Genomic DNA, 18876 nt, shown 5'->3' with positions numbered 1-18876 from the left:
CCCTCACCTATGCTGATTTATCCATAGTGACATCCACCATTTTAGCTAATTCTTTGAGTAATTTCTTTAATTCTTCCAAAATTTGATTACTTTCCATGCCAGGTTGGATGTTTAACTTAATTTGAATTTTTTGATTTTTATTTCCCAGAGTCGTACTAAATTTAGTTACCGATAATACTTTAAAAACATCCTTAATGTCTAATTTCCCATTTAACTTATCTGATAACTCAATTTCAATTGTTTTTTTATTCTGGCTAACACTATCTACTAAAGCTGCATCAGCATACATTTTTAATAGGCCAACTTCTAATAAATTGTGTACTTCTATTGGATATTCACCAAATCTATCAATTAAATCATCTTGAACTTCTATATATTGATCCTCATTTTCAAATTGATGGATTCGTTTATAAATTTCAACCTTTTGTTTGGGATCAGTAATATAATCCGCTGGCAAATAAGCTTCCAAATCAAGATTAAGTTCAGCATCAGTTTTAACTTTAATCTCTTTACCACGTTTCTTAGCTACAGCATCATTTAACATCTGTGTATACAAATCATATCCAACAGAATCAATAAAACCATGTTGTTGCTTACCTAACAGATTTCCAGCTCCACGAATTGATAAATCTCTCATCGCAATTTTAAATCCTGAGCCCAACTCTGTGAAATCTTTAATAGCTTCCAGACGTTTTTCAGCAACCTCTGTTAACACTTTGTTAGGTTGATACATAAAGTAAGCATATGCAATGCGATTTGATCGTCCAACGCGTCCTCTTAATTGATACAATTGTGATAATCCCATTCTGTCCGCATTATCAACAAATAATGTATTCACGTTAGGAATATCAACACCAGTTTCAATAATTGTTGTTGTGACTAAAACATCATACTCACCATCGATAAAATCTATCAAAATATTTTCTAGTTGCGTTTCGGTCATTCTTCCGTGAATATAAGCTACTTTAGCTTCAGGTACTAAACTTTCTAATTCACTAGCAACTTTTTCAATATCATCAACTCGATTATGCAGATAGAAAACCTGTCCCCCACGCTCTATTTCACGCTTAATTCCATCTACAATTACCCCATAATTTTTTTCAATAACGTAAGTTTGTATTGGATAACGATTCATGGGTGCTGTTTCAATAACTGATAAATCACGTACACCTAACATAGACATATTTAACGTTCTTGGAATAGGTGTAGCTGTTAATGTTAAAACATCTACACTTGTCTTCAATTCTTTTAATCGTTCCTTATGTTTAACTCCAAAACGTTGTTCCTCATCAATAATTAATAACCCTAAATCTGCAAATTTTACATCTTTTGACAATAACCTATGTGTTCCAACAACAATATCCAACTTGCCTGTTTCTAAATTTTCAATAGTCTCTTTAATTTCCTTGGCTGTATTAAATCTAGATAAGATACCAATCTCAACAGGGAAATTTTCAAAACGTTGTTCCATTGTTTCGTAATGTTGTTGAGCCAAAACTGTCGTTGGCGCCAAGAAAGCAACTTGTTTACCATCTTGAACCGCTTTAAAAGCCGCTCTTAACGCCACTTCTGTTTTACCATAACCAACATCACCGATTAATAATCGATCCATTGGCTTGGTCTTTTCCATATCTTGTTTAATTTCTTTAGCACTCCGCAGTTGATCTGGTGTTTCTGTATATGGAAATGCATCTTCGAACTCTTTTTGATAGCTATCATCAGGAGTAAATGCGTATCCCTTTTCAGCTTCACGTTTAGCATAAAGATCAACTAACTCATCAGCAATATCTTCAATTTTATTAGCAACACGGCGTTTAGTTTTAGCCCACTCAGAGCCACCTAATTTATTAACTCTAGGGGTTTTTGATTCTGAAGACACATATTTTTGTATCTTATCTAATTGAGATACCGGGATAAAAAGTTTCGCATCATCTTGATAGAGAATGGTCATATAATCATGATGATGTCCACCAACTTCTAAAGTTTGCATCCCCATATAGCGTCCAATCCCATGATTGACATGAACGACATAGTCACCCTTTTTCAACTCAGTATAACTTTTTAGTCGTTCTGCGTTATTCATAGTTAAACGTCTAGGCTGCTTTTTCTTCACGTTAGAAAACAATTCATTTTCGGTTAAAACAACGAGTTTATCTTTAGGAATTTCAAATCCTTCATTTAAGAAACCTTGGACCACTTGTGTAACTCCAACTTGAATTGCATTCTTATCTGTTATAATCGACTTAATTTCAAAATCATCTAATGTTTGAGAGACCTTTTCCAATCTTTCTCTATCATTAATCAAAAATACAACTGTTTGCTTTTGTTTTTCCCAACGTGAAACTTCAGTCTTCAAAAGTGGCATCTGTCCAAAGAACTTTTGAACAGCACGTGTCTTTATATCTACAAGTTGGGCAAACTTCATTCTGCCTAGTCCTTTTTGAAATAACGATAAGAAAATTCTAGGTTGTTTAATTTTCTTTTCTACACTTCTAAAATCATGACCTAATTTTAAATTATCAAACAAACTATTAGTACGTAGTCTATCCGTTAACCAATCAGCTTCAGAATATTCTAGGTTCTTTTGTTTCTCAGTTAAACGAGAATAGTCATCAAAGATTACTAACCCTTCATCACTCAAGTAATCAATTAAATTTGTACTTTGTGGATAGATATATTCAGCATATGGTAGATATTCAGCCTTTAAAAAACCATCTTTAAAATCAGCAATCATTTTTTGAATATTTTCAGTTAGTTTTTCTTCTTTTGTATTCTTTAATTTTGAAAATTGCTTATTATATTCTTTTTTTATTTTTTCACTAGCCAACTCTAGAACTTCTTTACTAGCAATAAAGTCAGTAGCTGGAATAATAGTTATTTGCTCCACATTTTCAATGCTTCTTTGAGTTGCGATATCAAAAGTTCTCATCGAATCGACTTCAATATCAAAGAAATCTATTCTATATGGATTATCTGCATCTAAAGGAAAAATATCAACGATAGATCCACGGATTGCAAAGTCCCCAGGTGCATTTACCATATTGGACCTAATATATCCCATTTCAAACAATTTCTTCTCTAGTTCGGCTAGGTCAACTTCCTTGCCAATCTCTAATTGAATTTCATGTTGTTTCCAGTACTCCACACTAGGTAAAAAACGTCTTACCCCAGCTACTGTAGTAATTACAATTACTGGATTTTCTGAAGTTAATGCAGTTAAGGCGCTTACTCTTTGAGCTCTGTATTCTGGAGAACTAGTTGCCATTTCTGCAACTAACATATCTTCTACTGGAAATAATTCAATTCTTGTATCTTCTATTATATTCTCTAAATCACTTTGTAATTGTTGCGCATGATATAAATCACTTTCCATAATTAATTGTGGTACTTTCTTATCTTTTAATAGTTTAGCTATCATCAATGTCTTGGAAGAACCTACCAATCCTGTCAACATATGCCGTCCATCAGTAGTTAAATTCTTTTCCCACTCTTTCAATTCCGAGACATTCAAAAAAGTATCTATTAATTCCATTAAATTAGATTCCTCACTTAACTAGTTAAATCTATTCATTGTATTCATAAAATCATCATTTTCTATCCAATCATCTATAGCAGCAATAGCTCTGGTTAATCCATCATTTAATTTTACTTCTTGTTCTTTAGTAAATCTGGACAATACCCAATCTACCACTGACATTTTTTGTGGATGATCAATCCCTACACGGACTCTCTTAAATTTTTCAGTCCCTACATGTGAAATAATAGACTTAATTCCATTATGTCCACCAGCAGATCCTTTTTGACGTAAACGTAAATGTCCAATTTCCAAATCCATATCATCATGGCAAATAATAATATCTTCAGTAGTTAAATTAAAATAATCCATCAATGGTCTGACTGCTCTACCAGATTCATTCATATAAGTTGTAGGTTTTATAACTATTATTTTTTCACCATTAATAAATAATTCAGCTATCAACGAATCAAATTTTTCTTTATTAAATTTTCCACCATGTTCTTCTACAAAGCGCTCTACTACCATAAATCCAACATTATGTCTTGTACCTTCATACTTTTTTCCTATATTACCTAGGCCTACAATCATTTTCATTTTTTTATATCTTCCTTTCAATTTTAGTAAAATAACTTTCATCATTTTCAAAGAATTTTTTATTTATATACGCAAAAAAACTGGCTAATTCATCATTACCCAGAAATCCATCATCAAATCTTTAGTCAAGTATAACATATTTTCTATTAAATCTTAGAAAATTTGTTTGAAAATAATATCACATTTTATGAAAAACGTGTTATACTAGGTTTGTAAAAAAAGCTTACTTATGAAAGGATGAAGAACTGTGTCAAAAACACAAAATCATCAAAAAGTTATTTTAATCGGTGACGGTGCTGTTGGATCTAGTTATGCTTATGCTATGGCTTTACAAGGTACTGCCGAAGAATTTGGTATCGTAGACGTTGTTAAAGAACGTACAGAAGGTGACGCTCTTGACTTATCCGATGCTACAGGTTTCACATTCCCTAAGAAGATCTATGCAGCAGAATACTCTGACTGCAAAGATGCAGATTTAGTTGTTATCACTGCTGGTGCTCCTCAAAAGCCAGGTGAAACTCGTTTAGATCTTGTAAACAAGAACTTGAAGATTTTATCTTCTATCGTAAAACCAGTTGTTGAATCTGGTTTCGACGGTATCTTCTTGGTTGCAGCTAACCCTGTAGATATCTTGACATATGCTACATGGAAATTCTCTGGATTCCCTAAAGAAAAAGTTATCGGTTCCGGTACTTCTTTAGATACAGCACGTTTACGTGTTGCTATGGCTGAAATGACAGGCATCAAGGATCCTCGTTCTATGCATGCTTACATCATGGGTGAACATGGTGACTCTGAATTTGCTGCATACTCTGCTGCTACAATCGGTGGTCGTCCATTCTTAGACTGGGCAAAAGAACATGGCGTTTCTAAAGAAGATTTAGATAAGATGGAAGATGACGTTCGTAACAAAGCTTACGAAATCATCAACAAGAAAGGTGCTACATTCTACGGTGTTGCTGCTGCTCTTGCACGTATTTCTAAAGCTATTTTACGTGACGAAAATGCTGTATTACCAGTTTCTGCATACATGGAAGGTCAATATGGTTTAAACGATATCTTTATCGGTACTCCAGCCGTTGTTAACGGTACTGGTTTACATGAAGTTATCGAAGTACCTTTGAATGAAGAAGAAAGCAAGAAGATGACAGAATCTGCTGCTACTTTGAAGAAGGTTCTTACAGATGGCTTAAAGGCTCTTGAAGAAAACAAGTAATAAGAAAGCTAATTACAAGTTTCTAGAGATTGGATTATATCCAATCTCTTTTTTGTTCTAAGAATAATTCTTTGTTAAATTAAACACTTCACTTATAAAATAAGAATTTTTTCTTTATTTTCTCCTCTATCATTAATCTTATATCTATGTTATTATTAATTAGCATATTTTATATTTTAAGGAAGAATTACTAATGATATTAAAATCTTTAATCCAAACTAAGGACGAATTAGTTACAGTTCAAGAAGATATATCTCTAGCTGAAGCCCTAGATATTTTAGAAGATACCGGATTTCGTTGTGTCCCTATTCTCGATAAAACAGGTAAGATTTTTAGAGGTAACATCTACAAAATGCACATATATCGTCATAAATCTCGCGGTGGTGATATGACTCTGCCCGTCACTTATCTATTAAAAAATGCTACAAAATTCATCTCTATCAACGCTGCATTTTTTAATATATTTTTCACTATTAAGGATCTACCATACATTACAGTTTTAGATGAAAATAATTACTTTTTTGGTATCTTAACCCATAATCGTCTATTAAAAATGTTATCTCGTTCTTGGAATGTTGAGCTCGGAAGCTATGTTCTTACAGTTCTTTCAAAAGGTGAACGTGGTGATTTGGTAGATATTGCAAAAACTATTACCCAATATTCTGAAATAGCTAGCTGTATTTCTTTAGGGTTTCGTAAAAAAGATAATTTACATCGGACTTTATTCACTCTACCATCTGGAATTGAAGAAAAACGTCTAAACAGGATTGTTACTAAATTAAAGCGTAGAGGGTTCGAAATTGAAGAAATTGAAGATTTAAGTAAGATTTAAGTATTAAGTTGTCTACTGGATGACTTAATACTTTTTTTATTTTTTGTCTTGTATTTTATTTTCATTTGTGTATAATTAACATTAAATTAAACATCGGTTATAAAACACTATGAAAAAGAAGAGTAACTTTATTAAATACTTCAGAGAATCTCTGGTTGGTGAAAAGAGATAGTTACTAATAAAGCGAATATCACTTTGAGTGCCATAATGAATTTTAGTAGTTATTGGTGGGTTAGCCCATTACAGCTATGTGTAGTTAAAAAACAGCTACATACCGAGTTTATGAGTGCGAGTTCATAATGAATATAAGGTGGTATCACGCTAAGCGTCCTTTAGTCTCTACTAGACTAAAGGACTTTTTTATTTTATAGCCAAATACTTTAGAGAAATGAGGATTGAATTATGAAATTTACAGTTGTTGGTGCAGGTGCAATGGGACTTAGATATGGTGTATTACTTCAACAAGCAGGGAATGAAGTTGAATTTGTAGATGCTTGGGAACCACATGTTAATAAAATGAAAGAACAAGGTGGCGTTTATGTTACTAGAGATAAGGAAAATCGTCATTTAGTTCCTGTCAAAGTATATACCCCAGAAGAATATCATAATACAGACTCTGATGTTGTTATTTTCTTCCTAAAACAAATGCAACTTGGTGAAATGCTTGAAAGATGTTCCCATTTCTTTACAGACAAACAATATGCTTTGACTGGCATGAACGGTATGGGTCATATTGAAAAACTACTAAAATACTTTAAACCTGAAAAAGTTTTAGCAGGTACTGCCCTTGTTGCAACAATTCTAAAAGCACCTGGAGAAGTAGATTTCGTTGGTAAGCCTGGAGCTGGATCTATGAATTTAGCTAACTACACAGAGAAACCTGATGAAATGACACATAAAGTTGTAGCTGAATTAGAAAAAGCCAATATAAATCCTACTTTGACTACAAACTTCAGAGGTACTCTTATGGCTAAAGTTGTATTTAACTCAGTGGTCAATACGTTATGTACTTTATTTGAAATAACTATGGGAGAATATGCTAATTTCGAAAAGGCAGATGAACTATCCCGTGCATTAATTGACGAAGCTTATGACGTTTGTGAGCGCGATGGCGTAAAAATGCTACAAACTAGAGAAGAAGAATTGGCTACTGTCAACTATGTAAGTAAAGTTGCTAATCCACTCCATTATCCTTCAATGTATCAAGATATGAGTAAAAATCGCCCTACTGAAGTAGATTACATCAACGGATATTTAGTAAAACTTGGACGTAAACATAATTACGAAGCTAAAACACATGCCTTCTTAACAAACTTAGTTCATCTAGCAGAACATACTCGTCAAGAAAGATTACGTGAAAAATAATTAATAATTAAAAAAAGTGTATCTCAATCCAATTTCAACTCGGATAAGAGATACACTTTTTATATTATCTTATTTTACTCTTGCCAAGAAATACTTCTTCTTACCACGTCTAACGATTACAAATTTACCATCAAATTCTGCAGATGGATCAATTGTGAATTCTAAATCTTGAATTCTATCTCCGTTAATTCTAATTGCACCATTTGTTACGTCTTCACGAGCTTGACGCTTGGAACTTTCAATTCCAGTATCTACAAGCCATTCAACGATGTTTTTAGGTTCAGCAGTTACTTCTACACTTGGCATGTTCTTAAATCCTTGTTCAATTTCACTTGCTGTTAAGTCTTTAACTTCACCAGAGAATAATGCTGCAGAAATGTGTTCAGCTTCCTTAACTGCTTCTTTTCCGTGTACAAATTCTACAGTTTCTTCTGCTAATCTTCTTTGAGCTTCACGTTTTTCTGGTTGAGTCTTAACTTTTTCTTCTAAGTCAGCAATTTCTTCTTGAGATAAGAATGTAAAGTACTTCAAGTATTTAATAACATCTCTATCATCTTGGTTTAACCAGAATTGGTAGAATTCATAAGGTGTTGTCTTTTCAGGATCCAACCATACTGCTCCACCAGCTGTTTTACCAAATTTAGTTCCATCAGCTTTTAACATTAATGGGATAGTCAATGCATAAGCTTCAGCCTCGCTACCTTCCATCTTATGAATTAAATCTATACCAGATGTAATATTTCCCCATTGATCAGCTCCACCAATTTGAAGTTGAACATCATTATTCTTCCATAAATGATGGAAGTCAATAGATTGAAGAATTTGGTATGTAAATTCAGTAAATGAAATACCTACTTCTAAACGACTTGCAACAACTTCTTTATTAAGCATTGTATTTACATTAAATAACTTACCATAGTCACGTAAGAAACCTAATAAATCAATTTTAGAAAGCCAATCACGGTTGTTCACAATTGTGATATTATCCTTTCCAAACAAATGCTTCATTTGCTTAGTTAAAGCTTCTTCATTATGGTGAACTTGTTCCATTGTTTGTAGTACACGTTCAGATTTTTTACCTGAAGGATCACCAATTGAACCTGTACCCCCACCAATGATGATATGTGCTCGATGTCCAGCTTCTTGGAATCTCTTTAACATCATAAATGGAATTAAATGACCGATATGAAGGCTATCTCCAGTTGGATCGACCCCACAGTATAAACCTACTGACTTTTTATCTAATAATTTTCTTAACCCTTCTTCATCAGAAACTTGGTTAATCGCACCACGCCATGCTAATTCATCTAAAATATTCATTAGATACACTCCATTCTTTTGATAATAAAAAAGTCCCTAACGTTAATAATAACATTAGGGACGAAAAATTATTTCCGCGTTACCACCCAGATTGCTTAAAAAGCCACTCTGTCATCTTTATCGGAATGACCCGGACAAGCTCCATAGTGTAATTCGATTGATAGTTTATCTTGATTCGCAGCACCATCAAGTCTCTTAAAAATTGACTATCAAATCTACTAATCTACTTCATCGCTTTAATATGTCATTAATAATATGATAACTTTCATATAAAGTCAATAGCTAATCAGCTATCTTAGCTTGGCATTCTGGACATAATCCATAGACCTCATATTGACTATTAAAGACTTTAAAGCCTGTTTTCTCAGCCGCATCTTTTTCTAATTTTACATATTCATCATTAGGCACATCGATAATTTTATTACAGTTTACACAAATAACGTGATAGTGTGGTTCTGCAAAATAATCATATCGCATATGTCCTTCGTTGTCTGGCGTTACTTCAATAATTAACTTTCTGTCCATAAATAACTCTAATGTATTATAAACAGTTGCCAAACTTACGCTAAAGCCATTTTCCTTAACATATGAATAGATCATTTCAATTGAAGGATGCTCCTTAGATGACATTAAGTATGCTAAAATTACTTGTCTTTGTGGAGTATTCTTAATATGACGCTTCTTTAATTTTTCTGCAGCCATCATTAATTGTTCCTGGTTATTCATAAGGTTTCCTCCTCCACTTTATAACTTTTATAAACTAATTTCTCTAACATTATTATGATACAAAAATCAAATTATGTCTAGCAATATATTGTATTAAATTTTTAATAACTATTTAAAATATCTTGCACTTTTAATATCAATGTTTTTAATATATCCGCCACTACACCAGGTAAAAGACGGTTTAAATTTCCTAGCCAAAAAAGACGTACTTCCATTAGTAATAAGCACAACATGAAACCCATCACTAAATATTCACTTAATTGACCAGTTTTATAAAATGCAAATTTTCCACCAAATGACGAACCTGATTTTGTAAAAGGATATAACCACTTAACGCCTCTTTGAGAAAAACTATCCTCTAACAAATGAAGTAAATATCCTAACATTAACCAAAACACAATATCTTCAATCCTATCCGTCAAATATTGTTTTTGGATAAATTTGACTATTATACCTATCAAGATAAATCCTAGCAAAGAATGTGTAATACCGCGATGACCAAAAGCTTTATTAGTTACACCACTTACCATTTTATGCCTCTTTCCAAGATAAGAACTTGGATGATCAATATCTGGTAATAAACTTCCTACTGCTAATACTCCAACATTTACGAGTGTTAATTCATTTGTCAACGACATCAAGGGTAATCCTAATGCTAAAGTTGTTGTAATATGAGTCTTCGCCTGCATTATTATTCCTCTTCAATGTACTTTTATTTAGAAATCCTTTCTATAACTTATCTTACTTTTTCCATAATTGCTAGATATTTTTACTTGGAATGGTATTTGTTCTTGCAATTCTTTAACATGACTGATAATCCCTATCATTCTATTTTTTCCTTCAATCGTCTGCAAGGCTTCCAATGCTATCTGCAATGCATCGCTATCCAAGGAACCAAATCCTTCGTCTACAAATAAAGCATCCACAAATATTCCACCAGCATTAGCCTGGATAACCTCACCTAAAGCTAGTGCTAGAGCTAAAGCAGCAATAAAACTTTCACCACCTGATAAAGTTTGAACTGGTCTAACTTTCCCAGCGTTATCATCGTATATATTAATCTCTAATCCTGTATTACTACTATAACTACCTTTTTCATCTTTTATTTGGAAACTATATCTTCCTTGAGTTAATTCTTTCAAACGTCCATTAGCAACATTTAACACTCTTTGAAGGTACATTTGTAACACATATCTTTCCAAACTCAACTTAGTAGCACTTTTACCAGTCATTACATCTGATAATTGTTTCCATTCTGCCATTAACTTATAATTTCCTTTTTGTTCTTGCAGTAATTGTTCTACTTCTTGCTTTATTTTTTGTATATGGTTAATTCCCGTTGTAATATCACTAAATTCTGCTTGGAATGTTAGAAGTTCTTTTCTTTTATCAGCAATCACACTATTACGTTCAACTAAATTTGGCATTTCTCTATTATTAATTGTTTTGTCCAATTCCGATATTTTTGTTTTTACTATTAATATTTGTTTTTCATAACTATTAATTTCATTATTAATAGAATCTAATCGTGCTAGATCCTTAGCTAAGGAAGCTATTTCTTCTAAATTAATTTCACTATTTTCCATTAATGTAGTTATTTCTTTATTAATTTTACTTAACCCTTTTTTCTTACTTTCTAATTCTTGGTCATTGCTATCAATATCAGCTTGAACTTTAATTAATTCTGCTTTAGTATCTTGAAGTTCTTTAGTAATTTTATCCTTACTTGCTTGATAATCTTCTACTCTATTTTTAGCATCTGTAATATATTCTTCAACCTGTTTTACATCATTAAATTCAGGATTCAACTGCTTTTTTTGTTCTTGTAAAGTAGTTTCAGTCATTTTTAAGCGATAATATACATCGTCATATTGTTCTTTTAATTTATCTTTTTCTTTCTCTAAATTAGCTATTTCATTTTTTATTAATTGACTGTCACCTTTTAACTTTTCTCTCAAGCTAACTTTATTTTCAAGATCTTTTGCTTTTTTCTGATACTCATCATTTTTAATCTGAAATATTTCTTGTAGTTCTAATAAAGAATGTTTTTCCCCTAGTTCAAAATCAAGTAATATTTTATCTATGCTTTCTTTTTTATTTTGTTCTAATTCTGTTATTTCGTCTGTTATAGATGTTAGTCTTAACTTAAATTCTTTTGCTTTAGATCTTTCAATTTCAGCTTTCTTATTCGCTAATTTTACATCCTCCTCAGTTACTTGTTCCAATTCATCTATTTTAGCTGGTAATGGATGTTCTTTGGATCCGCATACTGGACAAGGTTCTCCTGGTGCTAATTGTTTAGCAAGAAAGTAAATTTGATTTTTTATCCACAAAGTATTTAACTTTTCTTCAGTATCTGTACTTTCTTGTACTAATTCTTCCTGTTCTTGATATTTCTTTTCTAATTTTTCTTTTTGTAATTTCTTTGATTCAATCTCACTATCTAAATGATCTACTAAATCTATTTTTTCGCTCAGTCTAGTTAATTTATTATTCTCATTAACCAACTCAACTTGTTTCTCATCTAAATTTTCTAACTTAGCTAGTTCTTTTTCTAAATCATTATAGCTTACTTTTTGTTTTTCTAGTTCTTTTACTGAATTATCAAGCCTATTTTTAGTATCTTGATGATTCTTATCCAAATTATCCAATTTTTCTTGATTTACTTTTACATCTTGATAAATTGGTAATTTCACTTCTAATGTTGAAATCTTATTTTTTAGATTCTTAATATTTTCTTGTTGCTTTTCTAGCTCTTGGGCTTCTATTTTTGCAGATTCATGTTTTTGAATTAAAAATTTACTTTCTTGATTTAGTAATACCAATTTGTCACTTTTTTCTTTTATCTGTAATTCTAAATCAGTTTTATTGTTAAATATTTGTTGATTTTTTTGATACCAAGCCAATTTATAAGCGTAAATTTTCTTTAATTCAATCTTATCTTGATTATTTTCTAGAGATTGTAGTTTATGTATATTGTCCTCTTTTTGCTTAATACTATCTGCTAATACTTTTTCATTTTGATAAGTCTCAACCAAGTTATCAAGTTGCTTTTGACTAATAGTTATATCGTTATTTACTTTTTCTTGTTTTTTCTTTTTTTCTTCAATTTGGTTATTAACTTTAACTATCCATTCTTCGTCATTAATTTCATCATTATCTTCAATTTCTACTTGTTGTCGGATTGTTTGTATTTGTGTTGTTAACTTTTCATTTTCACTTTCATTGATTTTTGCTTGTTCTTGGATTTTCTCTGTCCATTTTTGATATAGACTCGTTCCAAATAATTTTCTTAATATCTTTTCTCTATCAGCACTATTAGCATTCAAGAAATTTCTGAATTTTCCTTGTGGTAATAAAACTATTTGTGTAAACTGCTGTGCATCCAAGCCGATTAAGTCACGTAAAAATTTATCTGCCTGATTTTTTTTAGTAATCTCGATATTTTCTTGTTCTTTATTGATATATTTTACTTTTACAGAAGCCTCAACATCTCTAGTTCCATTTCCTCTCTTTTTAGCTAAATTCATTTTGGGGCTACGAATAACTGTGTACTTTATTCCATTATGCTCAAATACAAATGTCACTTCAGTTGCATCATTAGGTGTAGCAAAATCAGATCTCATCTGCTTAGCGTCTCTTTCATCACCAGAAGTATGATCGAATAAAGCAAAACTCATAGCATCAAAAATGGTTGTTTTCCCACTACCTGTTTTTCCACTGATTAAAAATAAAGGTGTATTATCAAACTCTGTAAAATTCATTGTTTCATCAATATATGGTCCAAAGTACTTCATTCTTAACTTTAATGGTTTCATTTTTTATTCACATCCTTTAATGCATTTTCTACCCATTTTTGCTGATTTGAAGTTAATTTCTCACCTGTAACTTCAGTAAAAAAGTCACTAACTAATTTCATGGGATCAGTTAAATCTCTTTCTTTATTCTCTTCTACTTTCAGCTCTTGAATTTCACCAATACGCCTCAATTCTAAGATCTTAGGATAGTAATTTCTTAATTTATTAATCACATCTGGAATAACCTTAGTGTCAGTCAATCTAATGGCATAATAGTCTTCTTTAGAATACTTTTCATATACCGATGGAGAAATTAAATTGTCAAATGAATCTTCTAATACATTTATTTCATGAACTGGAACTAATGGAACAAATTTAGGTGCTATTTTTTCAGTATTTACAATCCAAACACCCTTTTGAGATGTCGCTTCTGACACTGAAAATTTTACAGGTGACCCACTATATTTTATAGTCTCTGCTTGACTTGCTCTTGAATCATGTAAATGTCCTAGCGCAACATAGTCAAAATCATTCAAATAAGAAGTTGGAATGGCGTCTAAACCACCAACCATAACATTAGTCTCAGAGTCAGTTTGTGTACTTCCAGCAGCAAAAAAATGTGCAACCAACACATGTTTCATGTTAGGTTTAAACTTTTCTTTTATTTTTTCTACAATAAGTTGCATCGCTTCTTGAACATTTTTCAAATTTTGTCTGTCAAAATAATTTCTTACCTCTTGTGGTTCAAAATATGGTAAGAGAAAAAATTGTGTGTCTTCTATTTCTACTGGTTCAAATGCTCCAGAAATTTTTGTATTTAAAAATAAATTTGTAGCTTTAAACCATTCACTACCAGTATTTAATCTTGTTGCTGAATCATGGTTCCCACTTATAACTAATAAAGGATACTTGTCAACCAGATTTAGCCTCTTTAATTTTTCATTTACACTTTTTACTGCTTCTTCACTTGGTAATGATCTATCATATAAATCACCAGCTATAATAATTGCATCAACTTTTTCTTCCTCTGCAATTCTTTCAATTTGTTTAAACGCGTCATCTTCTTCATAATTCAAGTCAAAATTGTGTAGTTTTTTTCCTATATGCCAGTCTGCAGTATGTAAAAATTTCATATTACCCCTCCGAACATAAGTTTTATATTAATTTTACCATATTTTAGTAATAATAAAAAAAGTAGTAGTTAATTTAATTTTTTACACACTACTTTTAATCCTAAAAAATCTCTTTAATTTTTCTCGTAACAACTTCTTATATTAAGTAATATCTTCGTAAAATAACCAAAGTTTTATCAATTTTTCGATTTTTATGAATAATTTCTGGATATTTTTTACTTTTTTTGTTACATTTTTCAGTACTTTATATTTTTTTGTAATTCCCATTATATCAACATTTAGATCATTAAATAGTCTAAAATATTACAAAATATTACATAATCATCGAAAAAAGTAATTTATATGCTATATGCCTGTTATATTATTTTTTTATACTTATAAATGTTGATACATAGGAGAACTTATTCAAGTCATTAAGCTATGTATATTATTCTAAGGTTTAGATTTTAAATAAGAATTTTTTACAGGAGTGAATATTTTATATGAAAAAAACAGCAGTTATCGCATCAGCCGCAGCATTAACAGGTGTCTTTGCTTCCGCAGCAGTTGCAAACGCAGATACAGTTACAGTTAAATCAGGTGATACAGTTTCAAAGCTTGCTAAAGATTACAACACAACTGTTGACGCTATTGTTAACACAAACAAATTATCAAATGCTAACTTAATCTTCGTTGGTCAAAAACTTGAAATTGGTGAAACTACTCAAGCTGATAACAACCAACAAGCTGCTCAAGGTCAACAAAGTCAACAAGCTGCTCAAAGTCAACAAGTTGCCCCAGCTACAAGTTCGCAACAAGCTACTACAAACTACAATACAAATTCTAATTACACATCCAATGTTTCTGGTAACGAACAAGCTGCTAAGGAATGGATTGCTGCTCGTGAATCTGGTGGCAATTATGGTGCTCGTAATGGTCAATACATTGGTAGATATCAATTATCTGCTTCTTACTTAGGTGGAGATTACTCCCCTGCTAACCAAGAACGTGTTGCAGATCAATACGTAGCTAGTCGTTATGGTTCTTGGTCAGCTGCTCAATCTCACTGGTTATCTAATGGCTGGTACTAAGATTTAGCCACAATTACTATATTGAAATTAATTTTTAAGTCTCAATCCTAGATTGGGACTTTTTATTTTGCCAAAAATCAGCATAACAAAAAGGCATCAACATTTATTCCAATGTCGACGCCTAAGGAGATTCTTATAATAAATTTAGATTGGCTAATTGATTTTAATTAAACTTCTACGCCATATTCTTCAAAATATGCTGTTAAAGGTTTTAATTCAGCACCGTCATAACTTGCGAAGAAATCTTCTACTGTCTTTTCAGCATGTGTTGCTTGGTAACCAGCAGAAATTGTTTCAACAAATTTACCATCTTCAATATGCAATTCTAGTTCTTCTACTGGAATTCCACGCTTATCAGTAATCTTAGCATCAATTAATACTGGACGACCAGCCTTTGTAGTAGCTAATGCTTCGTCAAATGCTGCAGGAAGTTCTTCGAGCGTCTTCACTGTAATTCCCTTTACACCCATTCCTTCTGCAATTTTAGCATAGTCAGCATCTACTAAATCAATACCAGAATGATTCATTTCAAAAATGTCATCTTGTTCTGATTTAATAAAGTTTAGTGTTTGGTTAGAAGTTACAATGTTGATCACTGGCAAATTGTATTTAACTTCAGTCAATAAGTCTTGCATAACCATTGAGAAAGCTCCGTCACCAGAAATATTGAATACTTGGCGATCTGGATAAGCTAATTGACCAGCAATAGCTGCAGGTACTCCATATCCCATAGTTGCAAATAATGCAGAAATAGTCCACTTTTTATCACCCTTAAAGTTTAAGAAACGGAAACTATTAATAATATTGTCACCTGTATCAATTCCGAAAACAGCGTTATCTTCAGCGATACGATTAATTTCACGGTACACTTGTTCAAATGAAAGTGGACCTTCTTCACTATGCATTAATTTGTTAAGATATTCTTTCCAGTCTTTCATAGCTGCAACACTTGCTTTAAAGAATGCACTTTCTGGAGCAGTTTCACTTCTTTCTAAAGCTTTTGCCAAGAATTCTCCTGAATCTGACCAAATTCCTAGATCTAAGAAATGATGTCTACCAAAATGTGATCTATCATTATCAATTTGTACAAACTTAAAGTCATGTGTACGATATACTAAGTTAGCGAATGGGAAATCTGCACCTAAAGCAATTACCAAATCTGCTGTTGCAAATGCTTCATCTGCAGCTTTAGAAGCAGCACGGTTTAATGTACCTAAATTACCTTCGTAGTCATCAGGAACAGAACCTTTTGCTAAACCTGTAATTGTTACCGGAATTTGTAATTTTCTAGATAATTCTATTAACTTATCAGCATTTTCTTTAATACCTGAACCCACATGGAAAATAGGACGTTTAGCATTCTTAACTAATTCTAAGAATTTATCAACTTCTTCATCTGTTGGTGCTGGCTTAGGTTCAGCTTTATCTAGAATTGTAGTAGATGCATAGTCTACATCTGGAATTTCTACATATCCAAAATCGTTAGGAATTACAACTACTGCTACACCTTTATTCTTATAAGCTTCACGAATTGCTTTATCAACAACATAAGGTAAGCTTTCTGGTGTCATTACAATACGATCATATACTGCTACATCTTGAAACATTGGAACTTCTGGAAATTCTTGGAAATAATCATAGTTCATATTAGTATGTGGAACTTGTCCTACTAATGCCAAAACAGGTGCATGATCTTCTTTAGCATCATACAAGCCATTTAACAAATTAACTGCACCAGGTCCAGCAGAACCAAAAGTTACACCTATTTGTCCTGTTAATTTTGCGTGAGCAGCTGCAGCTAAAGCACCTACTTGTTCATGTCTAACTTGAACATAATTGATATTTTCTTTTTCAATATCTAGCGCTTTCATTGTTGAGTTAAAAGAACCTCCTGGATAACCATAAACATCCTTAACTCCCCATGCTTCTAAAACTTTTAACATAGCAACACTTGCTGCAATTTTCTTTTCAGTCATAAATAGAACCTCCATAAAACAAATCTAAATTATACATTGCAAACGTTTTCTTTCGATTACGTTTTATAGTGTACTACTTACTTACTTTTGGTGCAAGTGTTTTGTGCAACTTTTTTTATTTTAATTTATATTCATTAGGATCAGCGTCTAGAGGTCTATATTCATCCATTTGACTATCACGATAATCCCACCATTCATTTTCATATCCAACAAAGCCCGCTTCAAGCATCGCATCATTTAAGATCTTATAATTTTTCTCTTGTTCAGGGGTTCTTGGTGATTTTCTAGCAGCCATTTCAGAGAAATCATCAAATCCAGTTTGCATCTCTACTTCATTTCCTAACTTATCAGTTAAAGTTAAGTCAAATGTAACACCTTTTTGATGGCTGAAATTTGGATTAGGTTCAGCAACGAATCTAGGATCAGGGTAAACTTCAAATAATCTTTTCTGAGATTTTACAGGACGATAAGCATCCCATACTTTCAATCTATATCCTTGTTTCTTTACAATTGCACTTGCTTCAGCTAGTTTGTATGCGGTTCCAGTTCTGGCTATAGCAGTAGTAAAATCATAAATTACTTTACCTGTAAAATTATCTTCTGTCGCATATTTTAGATCAACAATAATATCTGGATCTAATTTCTGAATATTAGTAAATCCTGTTAATTTTTTATCCATTTAAATCACCTCTACTTAGATTATAACTTACATCATTATCGTCTAAAATAATATTTTATTATCCAAATGTTGACACTGTGTCACCATAGTGATATTATTAATCTAAAGTTGACACCGTGTCACTATTTAATCAGTAAGGGAATGATTTTTATGCCAACAACAACTTTTGAAAATTTACCTGATGCAAAGAAGAAGACAATTATTGCTGCCCTACTTAAAGAATTCTCTCAATCACCTTTAAGTAAGGCACAAGTTGCCCCTATCGTTAAAGAGGCTCAAATTGCTAGAGGGGCTTTTTATAAATATTTTGTTGATTTAACTGATGCCTATACATATCTATATGGACAAGCTGTGAAAGATATTCATATTAATATTTCTCATACATCAGTTAAAACAGCTCAAGATTATGTTAACCAAGTACGCGAGTTCTTAACTAAATCACAAAATAGTTCTTACTATAATTTAATTAAGATGCATACACTGTATAATGAACATTTTCTTTCAGCTAATTTACCTAAGCAGATGCCTGCAAATATTTGGGCTATTGCTGAATTATGTCATGCTACTATTCGTGATTGTTTAGTTGATCCTAACAAACAAGAAGAATATATAGCTAACTTAGAAACAATTCTTACTAAAATTATTTCTTAA

At 31.8% G+C, this 18876-nt stretch carries 14 protein-coding genes and 2 other annotated features; of the genes, 5 read left to right on the top strand and 9 right to left on the bottom strand.

What is annotated here, in order from left to right; all coding sequences use genetic code 11:
• Positions 1–7 precede the first annotated feature (7 nt).
• Entirely contained in the window at positions 8–3532 is a 3525-nt protein-coding gene (mfd, locus tag NOU10_RS05500; protein WP_255906252.1) for a transcription-repair coupling factor, read from the bottom strand.
• A gap of 21 nt (positions 3533–3553) precedes the next feature.
• On the bottom strand, positions 3554–4111 hold the full coding sequence (gene pth / locus NOU10_RS05495; RefSeq protein WP_255906250.1) for an aminoacyl-tRNA hydrolase: 558 nt from the start codon (positions 4109–4111) through the stop codon (positions 3554–3556).
• A 247-nt stretch (positions 4112–4358) separates the two neighbouring features.
• On the opposite strand from pth, the gene NOU10_RS05490 reads away from it, so the two are divergent.
• The 3 genes from NOU10_RS05490 (at position 4359) to NOU10_RS05480 (ending at position 7524) form a co-directional block, all read left to right on the top strand.
• The gene (locus tag NOU10_RS05490) at positions 4359–5327 is read left to right on the top strand and encodes an L-lactate dehydrogenase (RefSeq protein ID WP_069469046.1); all 969 of its coding nucleotides are present in this window, start codon (positions 4359–4361) and stop codon (positions 5325–5327) included.
• Between the two features lie 193 nt (positions 5328–5520).
• Entirely contained in the window at positions 5521–6159 is a 639-nt protein-coding gene (gene cbpA / locus NOU10_RS05485) for a cyclic di-AMP binding protein CbpA (RefSeq protein ID WP_003705271.1), read from the top strand.
• 100 nt (positions 6160–6259) lie between these two features.
• Positions 6260–6495 (top strand) — a binding site (T-box leader).
• Positions 6496–6561: 66 nt separating this feature from the next.
• The gene (locus NOU10_RS05480) at positions 6562–7524 is read left to right on the top strand and encodes a ketopantoate reductase family protein (protein WP_003709717.1); all 963 of its coding nucleotides are present in this window, start codon (positions 6562–6564) and stop codon (positions 7522–7524) included.
• Between the two features lie 69 nt (positions 7525–7593).
• Here the strand turns inward: NOU10_RS05480 and tyrS are convergent, their stop codons facing one another.
• The 5 genes from tyrS to NOU10_RS05455 all read right to left on the bottom strand — a co-directional run bounded on the left by tyrS (position 7594) and on the right by NOU10_RS05455 (position 14500).
• Positions 7594–8844 (bottom strand): tyrosine--tRNA ligase, encoded by a 1251-nt coding sequence (gene tyrS / locus NOU10_RS05475; protein ID WP_003701368.1) that lies wholly within the window; start codon positions 8842–8844, stop codon positions 7594–7596.
• Between the two features lie 53 nt (positions 8845–8897).
• Positions 8898–9085, bottom strand: a binding site (T-box leader).
• 41 nt (positions 9086–9126) lie between these two features.
• Complete coding sequence (locus NOU10_RS05470; protein ID WP_003701366.1) at positions 9127–9570, bottom strand: Fur family transcriptional regulator; 444 nt, start codon at positions 9568–9570, stop codon at positions 9127–9129.
• 101 nt (positions 9571–9671) lie between these two features.
• The gene (locus NOU10_RS05465; RefSeq protein ID WP_003709715.1) at positions 9672–10259 is read right to left on the bottom strand and encodes a metal-dependent hydrolase; all 588 of its coding nucleotides are present in this window, start codon (positions 10257–10259) and stop codon (positions 9672–9674) included.
• A gap of 27 nt (positions 10260–10286) precedes the next feature.
• On the bottom strand, positions 10287–13388 hold the full coding sequence (locus NOU10_RS05460; RefSeq protein WP_255906249.1) for an AAA family ATPase: 3102 nt from the start codon (positions 13386–13388) through the stop codon (positions 10287–10289).
• The gene (locus tag NOU10_RS05455; protein ID WP_255906248.1) at positions 13385–14500 is read right to left on the bottom strand and encodes an exonuclease SbcCD subunit D; all 1116 of its coding nucleotides are present in this window, start codon (positions 14498–14500) and stop codon (positions 13385–13387) included. Before NOU10_RS05455 ends, NOU10_RS05460 begins: the two co-directional genes overlap by 4 nt.
• Positions 14501–14982: 482 nt before the next feature.
• On the opposite strand from NOU10_RS05455, the gene NOU10_RS05450 reads away from it, so the two are divergent.
• Positions 14983–15570, top strand: coding sequence for a LysM peptidoglycan-binding domain-containing protein (locus tag NOU10_RS05450; RefSeq protein ID WP_255906247.1), 588 nt, complete (start codon positions 14983–14985; stop codon positions 15568–15570).
• Between the two features lie 167 nt (positions 15571–15737).
• Here the strand turns inward: NOU10_RS05450 and spxB are convergent, their stop codons facing one another.
• Positions 15738–17546 carry a pyruvate oxidase gene (gene spxB / locus NOU10_RS05445; protein WP_255906246.1) on the bottom strand — a complete coding sequence of 603 codons (1809 nt, stop codon included), beginning with the start codon at positions 17544–17546 and terminating at the stop codon, positions 15738–15740.
• A gap of 115 nt (positions 17547–17661) precedes the next feature.
• Positions 17662–18225 carry a M15 family metallopeptidase gene (locus tag NOU10_RS05440; RefSeq protein WP_255906245.1) on the bottom strand — a complete coding sequence of 188 codons (564 nt, stop codon included), beginning with the start codon at positions 18223–18225 and terminating at the stop codon, positions 17662–17664.
• 150 nt (positions 18226–18375) lie between these two features.
• Between NOU10_RS05440 and NOU10_RS05435 the strand changes: the two genes are divergently transcribed.
• Complete coding sequence (locus NOU10_RS05435; protein ID WP_255906244.1) at positions 18376–18876, top strand: TetR/AcrR family transcriptional regulator; 501 nt, start codon at positions 18376–18378, stop codon at positions 18874–18876.

The organism is Ligilactobacillus sp. MP3 (genome assembly GCF_024436335.1).
Taxonomy (GTDB): Bacteria; Bacillota; Bacilli; order Lactobacillales; family Lactobacillaceae; genus Ligilactobacillus; species Ligilactobacillus salivarius.
The sequence above is the reverse complement of the archived record's forward strand: the minus strand, read 5'-3'. Positions and strand labels throughout refer to the sequence as shown.

Bases quoted from the DNA above. Each gene is read 5' to 3' on its own strand.
- mfd (WP_255906252.1), bottom strand. From the start codon at position 3,532: ATGGAATTAATAGATACTTTTTTGAATGTCTCGGAATTGAAAGAGTGG.
- pth (WP_255906250.1), bottom strand. From the start codon at position 4,111: ATGAAAATGATTGTAGGCCTAGGTAATATAGGAAAAAAGTATGAAGGT.
- cbpA (WP_003705271.1), top strand. From the start codon at position 5,521: ATGATATTAAAATCTTTAATCCAAACTAAGGACGAATTAGTTACAGTT.
- NOU10_RS05480 (WP_003709717.1), top strand. From the start codon at position 6,562: ATGAAATTTACAGTTGTTGGTGCAGGTGCAATGGGACTTAGATATGGT.
- tyrS (WP_003701368.1), bottom strand. From the start codon at position 8,844: ATGAATATTTTAGATGAATTAGCATGGCGTGGTGCGATTAACCAAGTT.
- NOU10_RS05470 (WP_003701366.1), bottom strand. From the start codon at position 9,570: ATGAATAACCAGGAACAATTAATGATGGCTGCAGAAAAATTAAAGAAG.
- NOU10_RS05465 (WP_003709715.1), bottom strand. From the start codon at position 10,259: ATGCAGGCGAAGACTCATATTACAACAACTTTAGCATTAGGATTACCC.
- NOU10_RS05460 (WP_255906249.1), bottom strand. From the start codon at position 13,388: ATGAAACCATTAAAGTTAAGAATGAAGTACTTTGGACCATATATTGAT.
- NOU10_RS05455 (WP_255906248.1), bottom strand. From the start codon at position 14,500: ATGAAATTTTTACATACTGCAGACTGGCATATAGGAAAAAAACTACAC.
- NOU10_RS05450 (WP_255906247.1), top strand. From the start codon at position 14,983: ATGAAAAAAACAGCAGTTATCGCATCAGCCGCAGCATTAACAGGTGTC.
- spxB (WP_255906246.1), bottom strand. From the start codon at position 17,546: ATGACTGAAAAGAAAATTGCAGCAAGTGTTGCTATGTTAAAAGTTTTA.
- NOU10_RS05440 (WP_255906245.1), bottom strand. From the start codon at position 18,225: ATGGATAAAAAATTAACAGGATTTACTAATATTCAGAAATTAGATCCA.
- NOU10_RS05435 (WP_255906244.1), top strand. From the start codon at position 18,376: ATGCCAACAACAACTTTTGAAAATTTACCTGATGCAAAGAAGAAGACA.